This window comes from Rhizobium leguminosarum bv. trifolii WSM2297 (genome assembly GCF_000271845.1).
Map to the genome: position 1 here is coordinate 1,276,805 of NZ_JH719395.1, position 13,949 is coordinate 1,290,753.

13 protein-coding genes and 1 riboswitch are annotated in these 13,949 nt (G+C 62.0%); of the genes, 4 read left to right on the plus strand and 9 right to left on the minus strand.

The window, feature by feature from the left end:
- Positions 1-3: 3 nt before the first annotated feature.
- Both cobW and cobU read right to left on the minus strand, forming a co-directional pair.
- Positions 4-1,053: a cobalamin biosynthesis protein CobW gene (cobW, locus tag RLEG4DRAFT_RS21525; RefSeq protein ID WP_003579876.1), complete on the minus strand. Its 1,050-nt coding sequence runs from the start codon at positions 1,051-1,053 to the stop codon at positions 4-6.
- Between the two features lie 4 nt (positions 1,054-1,057).
- Positions 1,058-1,576, minus strand: a complete 519-nt coding sequence (cobU, locus tag RLEG4DRAFT_RS21530; RefSeq protein WP_171898227.1) for a bifunctional adenosylcobinamide kinase/adenosylcobinamide-phosphate guanylyltransferase — start codon at positions 1,574-1,576, stop codon at positions 1,058-1,060.
- Positions 1,577-1,899: 323 nt separating this feature from the next.
- A riboswitch (cobalamin riboswitch) is annotated at positions 1,900-2,295 on the minus strand.
- 258 nt (positions 2,296-2,553) lie between these two features.
- Here cobU and RLEG4DRAFT_RS21535 point away from each other — a divergent pair.
- Positions 2,554-4,344, plus strand: coding sequence for a chloride channel protein (locus RLEG4DRAFT_RS21535; protein ID WP_003579879.1), 1,791 nt, complete (start codon positions 2,554-2,556; stop codon positions 4,342-4,344).
- A gap of 16 nt (positions 4,345-4,360) precedes the next feature.
- On the opposite strand, the gene RLEG4DRAFT_RS21540 is transcribed toward RLEG4DRAFT_RS21535, so the two are convergent.
- The 3 genes from RLEG4DRAFT_RS21540 to RLEG4DRAFT_RS21550 form a co-directional block, all read right to left on the minus strand.
- Positions 4,361-5,533, minus strand: coding sequence for an adenylate/guanylate cyclase domain-containing protein (locus tag RLEG4DRAFT_RS21540; RefSeq protein ID WP_245278013.1), 1,173 nt, complete (start codon positions 5,531-5,533; stop codon positions 4,361-4,363).
- 190 nt (positions 5,534-5,723) lie between these two features.
- Complete coding sequence (locus tag RLEG4DRAFT_RS21545) at positions 5,724-6,494, minus strand: SDR family oxidoreductase (RefSeq protein WP_003579882.1); 771 nt, start codon at positions 6,492-6,494, stop codon at positions 5,724-5,726.
- Between the two features lie 108 nt (positions 6,495-6,602).
- A complete protein-coding gene (locus tag RLEG4DRAFT_RS21550; RefSeq protein ID WP_003579884.1) occupies positions 6,603-7,166 on the minus strand; it encodes a TetR/AcrR family transcriptional regulator in 564 nt (187 codons plus the stop codon).
- A gap of 108 nt (positions 7,167-7,274) precedes the next feature.
- Between RLEG4DRAFT_RS21550 and RLEG4DRAFT_RS21555 the strand changes: the two genes are divergently transcribed.
- Positions 7,275-8,309: an aldo/keto reductase gene (locus RLEG4DRAFT_RS21555; protein WP_003579886.1), complete on the plus strand. Its 1,035-nt coding sequence runs from the start codon at positions 7,275-7,277 to the stop codon at positions 8,307-8,309.
- Between the two features lie 95 nt (positions 8,310-8,404).
- On the opposite strand, the gene RLEG4DRAFT_RS21560 is transcribed toward RLEG4DRAFT_RS21555, so the two are convergent.
- Positions 8,405-8,662: a GlsB/YeaQ/YmgE family stress response membrane protein gene (locus tag RLEG4DRAFT_RS21560; RefSeq protein ID WP_003579888.1), complete on the minus strand. Its 258-nt coding sequence runs from the start codon at positions 8,660-8,662 to the stop codon at positions 8,405-8,407.
- Positions 8,663-9,003: 341 nt separating this feature from the next.
- Complete coding sequence (locus tag RLEG4DRAFT_RS21565; RefSeq protein ID WP_003579890.1) at positions 9,004-10,458, minus strand: cobyric acid synthase; 1,455 nt, start codon at positions 10,456-10,458, stop codon at positions 9,004-9,006.
- 698 nt (positions 10,459-11,156) lie between these two features.
- Between RLEG4DRAFT_RS21565 and RLEG4DRAFT_RS21570 the strand changes: the two genes are divergently transcribed.
- The gene (locus RLEG4DRAFT_RS21570) at positions 11,157-12,158 is read left to right on the plus strand and encodes a glycine betaine ABC transporter substrate-binding protein (RefSeq protein ID WP_171898228.1); all 1,002 of its coding nucleotides are present in this window, start codon (positions 11,157-11,159) and stop codon (positions 12,156-12,158) included.
- An 18-nt stretch (positions 12,159-12,176) separates the two neighbouring features.
- Positions 12,177-12,536, plus strand: a complete 360-nt coding sequence (locus tag RLEG4DRAFT_RS21575) for a hypothetical protein (protein WP_171898229.1) — start codon at positions 12,177-12,179, stop codon at positions 12,534-12,536.
- Between the two features lie 39 nt (positions 12,537-12,575).
- Here RLEG4DRAFT_RS21575 and RLEG4DRAFT_RS21580 read toward each other — a convergent pair whose 3' ends face one another.
- Both RLEG4DRAFT_RS21580 and RLEG4DRAFT_RS21585 read right to left on the minus strand, forming a co-directional pair.
- Positions 12,576-12,731: a hypothetical protein gene (locus tag RLEG4DRAFT_RS21580; RefSeq protein ID WP_003540537.1), complete on the minus strand. Its 156-nt coding sequence runs from the start codon at positions 12,729-12,731 to the stop codon at positions 12,576-12,578.
- 99 nt (positions 12,732-12,830) lie between these two features.
- Complete coding sequence (locus RLEG4DRAFT_RS21585; RefSeq protein WP_171898230.1) at positions 12,831-13,772, minus strand: LysR family transcriptional regulator; 942 nt, start codon at positions 13,770-13,772, stop codon at positions 12,831-12,833.
- Between the last annotated feature and the right edge of the window lie 177 nt (positions 13,773-13,949).

A 13,949-nucleotide genomic window follows, 5' to 3' on the forward strand; every position in this document is an offset into this window, starting at 1 on the left:
GGTCTATGCCAGCGCCTCGATCGCCGCCCTCACCGCGCCCTCATCCATCTCGTGCAGGCCGATGACAACGAGACGTGTGGCGCGCGTTTCCCCCGGTGCCCAGGCACGGTCGAAATAGTGGTCGATGCGGCTGCCGACCGCTTGGAGCTGCAGGCGCATCGGCTTGCCCGAAACATCGACGAAGCCCTTGAGGCGCAGCACGTCATGGGTTGATATGATCGTCTTCAGCTGTTCGACGAAGCCGGCAGTGTCGGCGACCGGGCCGAGTTCGACGACGAAGCTGTCGAATTCGTCGTGGTCGTGCGGCGCGCCGTCCTCATGCTCCAGCTCGTGATGCGACTTGCGGTTGGCGATATCATCCTCCGTGCCAATGCCGAGGCCTAGCAGGATGCCGGCCGGCACCTCACCGTTTTTCGCCTCGATCATGACAGGCTTGCGCAGAGTGCGGGAGGCGACCTCGTCGCGCACGCGGCCAAGGCCGGCGACGTCGATCAGGTCGGTCTTGTTGAGCACAATGAGATCGGCGCACGTCAGCTGATCCTCGAAGAGCTCCTCGATCGGGCTCTCGTGGTCAAGCGATTCATCCTCGGCGCGGCGTGCATCAACGGCATCATGGTCGTCGGCGAAACGGCCTGCGGCCACAGCCGCGCTGTCGACCACGGTGATGACGCCGTCGACGGTCACCTGCGTGCGGATATCGGGCCAGTTGAAGGCGGCGACCAGCGGCTGCGGCAAGGCAAGGCCCGAGGTCTCGATGACGATATGATCGGGCCGCTGTTCGCGCTCGAGCAGCTTCGTCATCGTCGGAATGAAGTCGTCGGCGACGGTGCAGCAGATGCAGCCATTGGTGAGCTCGATGATGTCGTCCTCGGTGCAATTCTCCGCGCCGCAGCCCTTCAGCACATCGCCATCGACGCCGAGGTCGCCGAACTCGTTGATGATCAGTGCGATCTTCTTGCCGCCGGCATTGGTGAGCAGGTTGCGGATCATCGTCGTCTTGCCGGCGCCGAGGAAGCCGGTGATGACGGTGGCGGGAATCTTCTGCTGGTTCATAGACTTAACCCTTCATTTTCAGCGGCAGGCCCGCCGCGATAAAATAGACTTCGGCGGCCTTCGCCGCGATTGACTGATGCAGCCGGCCGGCATGATCACGAAAATCCCGCGCCATGCGATTGTCGGGCACGATACCGAGGCCGACCTCGTTTGAAACGAAAACGAGCTGCGCCTTCGCCCGCGGCAGGAAATCGACAAGCGCCAAGAATTCCCCTGCCATATCGCGCTCCTCCATCATCAGATTGGTGACCCAGAGCGTCAGGCAATCAATCAGCACGACGCGGCCCTCGCCGTCGATGGCAGTTAGCTTGCCGACGAGATCAAGCGGCTCCTCATGCGTCGTCCAGCTCGGACCGCGGTCGGCCTTGTGCTGGTTTATGCGCGCTTGCATCTCATCGTCCCATGCGCGCCCGGTCGCGATGTAGTGGCGTTCGAGGCCGGTCGCGACGACGAGGGATTCGGCGAAGTGCGATTTGCCGGAGCGCGCGCCGCCGAGGATGAGGGTGGTTCCAGTCATGCCCATGCCGCCTCCAGACGAAAGGCGCTGAGCCACCCACCACCCTCATTCCTGTGGTTGTCACAGGAATCCAGCGTGCCCAAGTCCTTGGGCACGGAAGACCCATTCAACGATGGCGTAGAGTTATTCACGGCGCAGACGCGCCGTGGCTGGATTCCTGTGACGAGCACAGGAATGAGGGAGGAGAGGAAAGTGCCTCCCAGTCGCGCTCTTCGACAAGGTACCCGAAAAACACTTCCCATGCGCGCCGCACCAGGCCGCGCTGAATTCAATCGTTCAGCCAAAACAACCTCCGTGCTGGCAGCGGGCCTCTTGCCCAGGGGTGGGCTTTTCGCCCGGCACGAATGGCAGGTCTCCTGGCTCGCGGTTATCGGCCGCGATCGGGGCGGACCGGAAACCGGTCGCCCCTGATCGTGCCAGCGGATCTGCCTCGCCTTCCCGGCAGCATGGAGAAAAGGTGGACGATTCGTAGATAGAGAGGCGTCCGACCCCGGTTGATCACCATGCATGTCCAGTGGCTTTTCCGGCATGTCGCCCATCCCACCCACCTGCACCATTGCAAGACGGCCCTGGATGGACTTCGATGCCGGATGGAAGACCCTGACCGCTCTACAGTCGCGGGGTCGGCTGTGATGAAGGCGCCCGGTTTGGGTCCGCCCCGTCACATTCCCTTTTCATCCGGAAGGGCGTTACACCGATCCGGAACCATCCGTTATGTCAGGATGGTCATTCAACCATCCGTTAGATCGGATGGTTAGGCAAGGCTGGGGGTGAAGTCAACCGGCCTTGGCGGCGGGCCAATCGCCTGCGAGGCGGCACACCCGGCAAAACACGACTTACCCTACCATAATTATCGTCATTTATCAGAGACTTACGTCATAAATATTTGACCCGCCAGCCGGCTTTTCGCCGCAATTGCACTGCAAGCGGACTGCGTCACCGCCGCCCTTGACCGGGCCTCTCCCCGCCTAGTTGTCTTAGCCATGCTTATGAAATTGGATCGGCGCCGTCTGCGTGCGCTGCGTGTTTTCTTTGATCCGGGGCGGCTGCGTGCGCTGACCCGCCGCAGCGAGGTCGGCCTGTCTTTGGCGGGCGCCGTCGTCGGCATTGCCTCGGGGCTTGCCGTCACCGGCATGAGCTTCGTCTCCAATGAATTGCACCGGCTGATCTTCGGCATCGCCGACGACGAAAGACTGAGCTCGTCTGTCATCGAAGACAAGCTGCTGCTGCTCACCGCCCCCGTCGTCGGCGGCGTCCTGCTCGGCCTACTGCTCTTCGTACTGGCGAAACGGCGCAAGAAGCCGATGGTCGATCCGATCGAGGCCAATGCGCTGCATGGCGGCCGCCTGTCTTTGACCGACAGCATCATCGTTGCCGTGCAGAACCTGATTTCCAACGGTTTCGGCGCTTCCGTCGGGCTCGAGGCCGGTTATACCCAGCTTGCCGCCGGCCTTGCCTCGAAATTCGGCCTGAAGCTGCAGCTTCGCCGCTCCGACCTGCGCGTGCTCGTCGGCTGCGGCGCGGCCGGCGCCATCGCCGCCGCCTTTAACGCGCCGCTGACCGGCGCCTTCTATGCCTTCGAGCTGATCATCGGCACCTATACGATCGTGTCGCTGACCCCTGTCGTCGTCTCGGCCCTCGTCTCGACGCTCATCGCAAGGCTGCTCACCGAGGGCGATTTCACCATCGATATCGGCAGCTTCGGCTCGGTCGTGCCGGCCGATTATATCCCGGCCCTGCTGCTCGGCGTCTTTTGCGCCGGCGTCGGCATCCTGCTCATGCAGGGCGTCGCCTTCATCGAGGAACTGGCCCGCAAGAGCGCGATCGCCCCGCCCTTCCGCCCGGCACTTGGCGGCATCATCGTCGGGCTGCTGGCGATGATCTCACCCCAGGTACTCTCGGCCGGCCACGGCGCGCTGCATCTCAATCTTTCCCGCGAGGTTGCGATCCCGGCGCTGGTCGGCCTCTTCCTGTTGAAATCGCTGGCCTCGGCGATCTCGATCGGCTCCGGCTTCAGAGGCGGCCTGTTCTTCGCCTCGCTGTTCATGGGCGCCCTGCTCGGCAAGCTCTTTGCCTATTGCGGCCCCTACTTCGCCGACGCGACGCTGACGCCTGTCATCTATGCCGTGGTCGGCATGAGTTCGCTCGCCGTCGCCGTCATCGGCGGGCCGCTGACGATGACCTTCCTGGCGCTCGAAATCACCGGCGATTTCCCGATCACCGCGCTGGTGCTCGCCGCCGTCATCACCTCTTCGCTCGTCGTGCGCTCGACCTTCGGCTACTCCTTCGCCACGTGGCGCTTCCATCTGCGCGGCGAAAGCATCCGCAGCGCCCATGACGTCGGCTGGATCCGCAACCTGACGGTGGACAAGCTGATGCGCGCCGACGTCAAGAAGGCCAGGGCCGGCATCACGCTGGAAGACTTCAAGCAGGCCTTTCCGATCGGTTCGACCCAGCGCGTTATCCTCGTCGAGGAGAACGATAAATATGCGGGCCTCGTGCTGGTGCCGGAGATCTACGCCAACCCGACCGACGCGCAGGACGAGGGCAAGACGCTTGCCGACTTCATCCACTATCGCAACGATTTCCTGCAGCCGCAGATGAATGCCCGGCAAGCGGCGGCGATCTTCGACAAGAGCGAAAGCGAAGCGCTCGCCGTCGTCAACAACCTGATCGAACGCAAGGTGATCGGCCAGCTCAGCGAAAGCCACACGCTGCGCCGCTACAGCGAAGAGCTCGACCGGCGCCGGCGCGAGGTCTCCGGCGAGATCTGAGCCATCGGCTCGAGCCTCAAGACGCGGTGTCAGCGAGCTTGAATACGTCGGCCCGCTTAGAAACGCCGCGCAATTCGAACGATCCCAGATACTCGTTGGCGACAGCGCAAGTGGCCGCGAAGCTTTCCGACATCACCAGGTGCTGCCCGAGCGCGCCGCAGAGCTTTTCAAGCCGCGACGCCTCGTTGACGGCCCTGCCGATCACCGTGAAATCCAGCCTGCCGCGAGCACCGACGTTTCCATAGAAAACCTCGCCGAGATGCAGCACGACATCGACGCCGATATCAGGGCCACCCCTCTGCGTCCGCTCACGATTAAGTGCCTCATTCGCCTTCAGAACATGCTTTGCAGATGCGAGTGCAGCGATGCAGGCCTTTTGCGGGTCGTCAGCATCTGTCGGAAAGATCGCGAGCACACTGTCGCCCATGAATTTGAGGATCTCACCGGAATTCTCCTCGACATACCCGCCGATCAGCTCGAAATGTTCGTTCAGAAAACCGACGATCTCGCTAGGATTATACGCTTCGGTCAACGCCGTAAAATTTCTGAGGTCCGCAAGCAGGATCGCGGCATTGATGGAGCCGCCGGTTCCCCTCTGGGTTTCTCCTGCAAGAATGCGGGCGCTGGTTTTGGCACCGGTATAGACCGCAAGGATATCCGTCGCGGTCTTCGATGCCGCCACGCGGTAGCAAGCCAGTCCCAGCGCCGGCACAAGTTCTTTGACGATCGCCAGCTGATCATCCGAAAATCCGCCCGGGAGGTCGCTAGTCAGAGAGAATCCGAGCCCGCGCAACGCGACCCCTTTCGGGAATTCGAAAAGGCTGACCAGATGGTCCGTGCCTCCGGCGAGCGCGAATTGGGCAAGCTGGGGATATTCAAGACCCTCGCCCTTCTCCAATCTCCAACGCCCGGCTCTTTCGCCGCGGCTCAATAGATGGAATATCGGCGTTTGCTCGAAGTTGCGCTCTTCCACGCTGCCGTGCTCCGCATTTTCGAGAACGGTTGCGCCGCCCCGCACAAAATTCGCCGAGACGCCGCGATACATCGGATGAAGGGACGGCATGGTAATGCTCGCCCGCCAGATGGGAAAACCATCGGCGATCAACCGGTCGCATAAGCCGGCGACGAGGTCGCCGATGTGCTCGCTGGTGATTCCCTGCTCTATAAGCCACTGGATATGATCGTTAATTTTTGAATCTCCGCATGGGCCGTTGCAATTCTAAGATCGGGAAGCAAGGGCTGACCGTTTCGGCCATCGACCCGGCAACGAGAACCGCAGGCCGGCACTGAAAGAGCGATATCGCCTATCCCGTTCATTAGCCTGCTTCGCGTCGCAACACCACTCCCGCGCGAATGGAAGAGATGCGGAATTCGGTGCGTCACATCCGCACTGTCATGCCGCCATCGATGGTCAGGACGTGACCGTTGACGAAGGAGGCCGCACCGCTTGCGAGAAACAGCGCCGCGCCGGCGATCTCGTCCGGGCGTCCCCATCGCTGGACCGGGATGCGCTGGCGCACGAAAGGCATCAATTCTTCGTTTGCGGCCATCGCCGCGTTCGTCTCAGTGGCGAACCAGCCCGGCGCGATGGCGTTGCTGGTAATGCCAAACGGGCCGAACTCGACCGCCATACCGCGCATCAGGCCGGTCAGCCCCTGCTTGGCCGCCGGATAGACGCAATCGCCGGGCAGTGCGACATGGCCACTGATGGAAGTCACGGCGATCAGCCGGCCGTGATTGTGCCGCTTCATCAGTGCGGCAGCGTCGCGCGAAAGCGTCATCGCTGCGGCAAGGTCCGTGTGCAGCAGTTCGATGATGGCATCATCATCGAATTCGGCCAGCGGTCGCCTGTCACGGGCGCCGACATTGTTGATCAGGATATCGAGACGGCCGTGGATCCTGTCGATATCCGCCATCAACGCGCGCTGGGCCTTGCGGTCGGCGATGTCGAAAGCAGCGGCGTCTGCCGTGCCGCCCGCGGCCCGGATGGTCTTTGTGGCCTCGTCTAGTGTCGCCGCCGTGCGTCCTGTGACGATGACATGCGCACCGGCTTCGGCAAGGGCTCGTGCCATCTCGAAACCCAGCCCGCGCCCGCCGCCGGTCACCAGCGCCACCTGACCCGCCAATGAAAATCGATCCATTATGCTCACGGCTTCGTCGCTCCTAACCAGGCTCATGACGCTCTAATAATGGACTCAGTCAACTAATTTTGGCAATAGCCGGACCGTGGTTCGGCCATGCCCCCCAAACCGAAACACTCACATCGCTTCTTTCCCGCCCGATAGGGATTGCCGCGTTTCCTCCAGGATCTCGTTCGACAGTTCCTCGTCGCCGACCGCGCGAGCCATGACGAGGGCGCCGATCATGCTCGACAGGTCGGCGATGGCCTTGCGGCGATCGGACGCTCCACCTTCGGTACTCTGCAGCTTTTCCATCTGCCGGACGCGCACGATGACATATTCGGTGACCGATCCCCGCTTCTCCCCCGGCAAGCGGGCGAGCTCCGGTCCGAGTGCAGCGATCGTGCAGCCCTCGCCGCTGGCGTCGCGATGCTCCCGCGAGAGATAGGCGGCCGCAAACTCGGCGATTGAGCCGAAGGGCGGTTCCGATTCAAGGCTTTCACGCATGGCGTGGCTGACGGCCTCGGCCGTCAGCTCGTCCTTGGATTTGAAGTGACCGTAGAACCCGCCATGCGTCAGCCCGGCCCCCTTCATCACGGCGTCGACGCCGACCGCATGGATGCCATTTTCCCGAAACAGCTGCGCAGCCGTCTCGATTATCCGCCGCCTGTTTTCTCTTGCCTGTTCGCGTGTGGGCCGCATGTTCAAAACCTCGTTCGATGCGCTCTTGACAAAATGTATGACGATCGGCATTTAAAATCAACATGACGATCGTCATTTAAATTCGTACAGCGAAAGGAAGTGATCACCATGCGCTACAGGATTTTCGGCCGGACGGGCCTTCGCGTTTCCACATTCGCCCTCGGCACCGGAAACTTCGGCACCGGCTGGGGTTATGGTTCGAGCCGGCAGGAGGCAAAGGCCGTCTTCGACACCTATCGAGACGCCGGCGGGAACTTCATCGATACCGCCGACCAGTATCAGTTCGGCCAGTCGGAAACGATGATCGGCGAATTCATCGCCGGCGATCGCGACAGCGTCGTCGTCGCCACCAAGTTCTCGCTGGGCGACACTAACGGCGCCGGACTGCACCGCACCGGCAACAGCCGCAAGGCAATGGTCCAGTCCGTCGAAGCCAGCCTCAAGAGGCTCGGCACCGACAGGATCGATCTGCTCTGGGTGCATATGCCGGATGCCGTGACGCCGATCGACGAGATCGTCCGCGGTCTTGACGATCTCGCCCGCGCCGGCAAGATCCTCTATTCCGGCCTCTCCGACTTTCCGGCGTGGCGCGTGTCAACGGCGGCGACATTGGCGGAGCTCAGGGGCTGGAACCCGGTCTCGGCGCTGCAGTTCGAATATAGCCTCGTCGAGCGCACCGCCGAACGCGAACTCCTGCCGATGGCCGCCGCTTTCGGTCTCGGAACGGTTGGATGGTCGCCACTCGGCGGCGGATTGCTGACGGGCAAATACCGCAAGGGTGAAACGGGCCGCGCCCAGGGTCTCGGCGCCGTCATCCACGGCGAAAGCGACGCGCGCAAGACCGCGACCGTCGATGCGGTTCTGGCGATATCGGAGGAGACAGGGATCCCCGCCGGCCGGGTCGCCATCGCCTGGGTCCTCGACAAGGGCACCCTGCCGATCCTCGGACCGCGGACACCGGAGCAGCTTGCCGACAACCTCGCATCGCTCGACGTCAGGCTGACCGTCGACCAGCTCGCCCGCCTCGACGCGGCAAGCGCCATCCCGCTCGGCTTCCCGCACGACGTCGTCGCCGGCAGCCGCGATACGCTTGCAGGCTCGAAGGCCGACCTGATCGACTGGCCTGCCGTGCCCGTCCGTTGAACGGTTTAAACAGGGTCGAAGACAGCTTGCCTCCGACCCTGCCGCTGCGGCGCAGTGGACAGTATTGCCGGACGCGTCAGCATCGGCATCTGTCTTCAGACGGCACGCCTGAACGCGCGCGCGATCGCGATCAGAATGCAAGCTCCGACAAAGCCGGCGATGAGATATCCTATCCATCCCCCGAGCACGATCCCGAAGAGCGATAGGATGGCATTGGCGACGATTGCGCCGATGATGCCGAGGATGATGTTCATCAGCACGCCCATATTGCTCTTCATGAACATTTCGGCGAGCCACCCGGCGATACCGCCAATGATGATGGCGGCGATCCAGCCGATACCTGCATTTTCCATAGCGTGTCCCCTCCCGGTTGATATCAGGGGGAGATAGCGCTCCCGATTGTGCTTTCAATCGCCCGGGACTGTAGCGCTGCTTCCGCCCTGCCCTTCTGGCTGGAGCTGCCCGCTCCGCGCTCCCCTTACGCTGCTTTTGCTTGCGCTCAGCGCATTCGCGGCTTCGCCGCTCACCCTTCATCTGCCTGCCGGACCAATCCCATCCCCGGTTCAAGCCAAGGGGGGTGCGGTCCCGGCCGTCCGCGCCCCGCACACCAATCATCCAACAAGTTAGCGCGAAATGAACATGCAAGGGGGCCGCACGGCACTCCCTTCATTGACACCTTCCGCTTGCACTGACGCTAACCAAGCAGCCCCGCCAGCCAGCGCGGGTCGAGGTGACGTTCCAATTCCGCGGCAACCTCATCGAGCGCCTGTTCGACGCTCTCGCGGTAATTCCTCTGTTCACCGGAAAGGCCGAAGCTGGCAAGCAGCCGGGCGCGGTAGGCATCGCTGCTGAAGAGCCCGTGCAGATAGGTGCCTATGATCCGGCCGTCGGCCGAAATCGCCCCATCTGGCGCACCGTCGATGATCGCCGAAGGCCTGATGCAATCCGGGCCGCGGGTGATGCCGAGATGGATCTGGTAGCCGGCAAGCGGCGTGTCGTATTCCGTCGAGCGGGCCGTGCTGTTGCGCACGGTCTTCTCCGGCGCCATCTCGGTCTCTACGTCGAGAAGCCCAAGCCCCGGCATCTCCAGTGTCCTTCCCTCTATGCCGAGCGGATCGTGGACCATGCGACCGAGCATCTGGTATCCGCCGCAGATGCCGATCACCCGGCCGCCGCGCCTGGCATGCGCCTGGAGATCGCGGTCCCAGCCCTCAGCCCTAAAGTCGGCGAGATCCGATATCGTCGATTTCGAGCCGGGAAGGACGACGAGGCTTGCATCCGCAGGCAGCCGCTCGCCCGATCGCACGAATACCAACTCGACATCCGGCTCGGTCCGCAGCGGGTCGAGATCGTCGAAATTGGCGATGCGCGGCAGCACCGGAACGGCGATCTTCAGGGCGCCCGCCCCGCCCTTCGCCAGCCGTTCGAGCACGACCGAATCTTCGGCCGGCAGCCGACCGGCACCCGGCAGCCAAGGCACGACCCCGAAGCATGGCCAACCGGTGAAGCCTTCGATAGCTCGGATGCCGTCGTCAAACAGCGAAACGTCGCCGCGGAACTTGTTGATGATATAGCCCGCAATCATCGCCCGGTCGCCATCATCGAGGATCGTATGAGTGCCGACCAGCGAGGCGATGACGCCGCCCCGGTCGATATCGCCGACGAGCACGACAGGCACGCCGGCCTGCGTCGCAAAGCCCATATTGGCGATGTCGCCGGCCCTCAGATTAATTTCGGCCGGCGATCCGGCGCCCTCGACGATGACGAGGTCGGCGCCCGCAGCGACTTTTTCGAAGCTTGAGAGCACGGCGCCGAGCAGCTGCGGCTTCAGCCGCTGATAGTCGCGCCCCTTCGCCTGGCCGAACACCCTGCCCTGCACGATAATCTGGCTGCCGTTTTCCGACTGCGGCTTGAGCAGCACAGGGTTCATGTGCACCGAGGACGGCGTGCGCGCGGCCATCGACTGCAGCCACTGCGCCCGGCCGATCTCGCCGCCGTCATCGGCAACCGCTGCATTGTTCGACATATTCTGCGGTTTGAACGGCCGGACGATCAGCCCGCGATTGGCCGCCAGCCGGCAGAGGCCCGCGACCAGCACCGTCTTGCCGACATCCGAGCCGGTTCCCTGCAGCATGATCGCTCTTGCCATGGTGGCCGCCTTTCGCTGAGGCGAGGCCTACAATGGGCCGTTATACCGGGTCAAGGCTTGGTCCGGGTCTGGCGCCGCACAGAAACGCGAAAACCGCGCATGGCCTTGGCTCTGCGCGGTTTGCCGAAAACTCAGGCGTCTTCGCCCCTACACGGCGAAGCTCGCTTTCTCCGGTACGCACTACCTGAACCGGAGAAGCGGCGGTCATTCCCGCCACGACCCAACTGATAACGGCACATTCTTACCGGAGAGTTATTGAAGGCTTACGCAAACGTTAATTTCGATCTTTTTTGACTTTCGCGCCGAAATTTCTACCGACGATCCGTGGGCGATCGCCAAGAGCGTGCAGTCCGCTTGAAGGCGCCATTTTCGGCATATTGAGATAAATTCTTCGAATTCAATCATTTAGTCCAGCAACCATCAGCAGAAGACGGTTGATTTCTGCGAGCGAACGCGTAGGCTTCCCAAAAACGCCATTTTCGAGCCATGACCTGCGATAAGCTGCCCGAGCCGCAAGGACGAAGGCGCCCATGAACCGGAAACGTCTGTCGCGGCTCGCTCGCGAGGCATTTCTTTTCAGGCGCCGGAGAAACGTTTCGCTGATATCCGAGCTCCGGCTGCGCGTCCGTAGATTCAACGTATCACAGCATTCTTAGCGCGCCCGATAAGACGCGGCGCTGTAAAGAAGAATTCGGGGGATGACGATGAAGACGTTTCTGATTCCAGCCGTCTTTGCCGCGGCTCTTTCTACCGGTGCGCCGGCCGAAGCCGCAGAATGCGGCAAGGTTTCGATCGCCGAGATGAAATGGGCCTCGGCCGGTATTGCGGCGAATTTCGACAAGATCATCCTGGAAAAGGGCTACGGCTGCTCCGTCACCATCGTCGACGGCGACACCCTGCCGACCTTTGCCTCGATGAACGAGAAAGGCACTCCGGACATCGCCTCTGAATATTGGATCAATTCCGTCAGGGCCTTGCTCGATCAGGCCGTCAACACCGGCCGGCTGGTGCAGGGAGCCGAGATCCTGGCCGACGGTGCGGTCGAGGGCTGGTGGATCCCGAAATTCATCGCCGACGCTAATCCCGACATCCGCTCGGTCGAAGATGCGCTGAGACATCCGGAACTCTTCCCCGCCGAGGACGATGCGTCGAAGGGCGCAGTCTACAATTGTCCCGCCGACTGGAGCTGCCAGATATCGACCACCAACCTGTTCAAGGCGCTAGCCGCGGACAAGAAGGGTTTCGAACTCGTCGAAACCGGCAGCCCCGAACGGCTCGATGCCTCGATTGCCCGCGCCTTCGCAAACAAGGTCGGCTGGCTCGGTTATTATTGGGCGCCGACGGCCGTCCTCGGCAAATACGATATGACGCGGCTGAGCTTCGGCGTCGGTCACAACAAGACCGAGTGGGACCGATGCACAGCGGTTGCCGGCTGCACCAGGCCGGAACTCAATTCCTACCCGGTCTCGCGCGCCTTCACCTTGATGACCCGGTCTTTTGCCAGCCGGGCCGGACCTGTCACCGCCTATCTCAAAACCCGCAAATGGGACAATGCGACGATCAACCAGGTGCTTGCCTGGCAGGATGAAAACCGCGAAAGCAACGAGGATGCCGCGATCCATTTCCTTCGCAATTACGAGGGCCTGTGGATGAAATGGGTTCCGGCCGATGTAGCCGAAAAGGTCAAGGCGAGCTTATAACGACAAACAAGATCAAGCATGGACGATTCGATGACCGGCAATGTTCCCTTTCCCGACCGCGATACCGTTGCGGAAAAGCTCGCGGCGCTGTCGGAGACGGACAAGTCATATCTGACGTTGCTCATGGAAAATATCGCCCAGGACGATAACCTGCTTGACGGCCTGCGTCGCCATCTCGATCTCGCCGCCGGTTCGCGTTTCTTGAACTCGCTGAAGCTCGAAAATCTCGGCCTATGGCTCGGCGCCCAAGCGCCGGATCGGCTGCAGATCCGGCTGATGGAAACCGCCCGTTCCAGCCAGCACCCGGCCTACCAGGCCTTCCGGACCGGTCTTGACCGATCCGGCGGGCTGGAAAAGGCATATCCCCCGGCCATCTGACGATAGTCCGGTGCGCCAGCTAGCAAACCTGTCTGCCGATTACTTCTTTGCGGCGCGGTCTACCGAGCGGCCGGCGTCCTGCGTGGCGTTCACGGTGTTTGCGGTATCTTTTCCTATGCCGCGGATCGTGTTGCCGCAGGAGGAAAGGGCAAGAAGAACCATCAAGGCTGCGGCGATTTTGGCCGTTGTCGTCATTTCGAATATCCTTGTTTAAAATCAACCCCGAACGCCATTTATGCCGTTCGCGCCGATAACGCACAAGGGAGCAAAAGGTTCAACGGCCGAACGACAACCTCAGGCAGCGACCGCCTTCGCTCTTTCGGCAAAGGCGCCGCGAATGCTGTCGGCCACCGTCTCGATCGGTCCCGACACCTGCAAGGCGGTCAGCAGGCGGATATCGAATGCGCCGAGTTCCGGAAGTCCTTCCTGAGGTCCGAGGATCGCCATGTCCTCGTTGACATAGGACAGCGGCAGCGGCGCAATGGCGAGATCGGAGAGCACGGCGGCGCGCTGCGCCATCGTGTGGCCGCTGAGATAGGCCACCCGATAATGCCGCTTGTTGCGTTCGAGCTGAGAGAGTGCCTCCTGGCGCCATATGCAGCCGTCCTCCCAGATCGAGATCGGCAGCGGATCGCGGCGATGCGCTGAACCGCATCTGGCGCCGGCCCAGACCAGCCGCTCGCGGAACACCACCTCGCCGCCTGTCGGGAACGGCCGCGTCGCACAGTTGATCAAGGCAAGGTCGAGTCGTTGTTCCTCCATGCGCTTTTTCAGCCCCATGCTCATGTCGATCGTCACATCGACCATGATGCCGGGATAGCTCTCGGCGAAACTCTTCAGGATGCTCGGCAGCAGCCGCTCGCCAATATCCTCCGGCGCGCCGAGCCGCACCACGCCGCTGAGTTCCGGCATGATGAAGCGCGACACCGCCTCGTTCGACAGCGCCAGGATGTTGCGGGCGTAGGACAGCAGCATCTCGCCGTGGCGCGTCAGCGATACCGAGCGGGCGTCGCGCAAAAACAGCGTCGCGCCCAACTGTTCCTCGAGCTTCTTGATCTGCATCGACACCGCCGAGGGCGTGCGGAAGACCGCCTCCGCGGCGGTCGAAAAATTGCCTGTCTCGGCGATGGCGACGAAGGTACGCAGCACATCATTGTCAAGCAGCGGAATGGGACGGCGAAAGGGAATGCTCATCGTCGCATCTTTCAATTTTTCTGATTTACAACCCAATATCATTTTGTTTGATTGAATGTCAATCAAACCGGCCTCTGGACGGCGGTCATGTACGCAGCGCCCTCATTACTTCCTTTACTAAGCCGCTCGACCAACGGACTCAAATCTCGAAAGTGCCGCTAGGTGACCCCGTTTGCTACATAGCGCTGTATCTGTCTTAATAGCAGGTCGAAGAGCAAT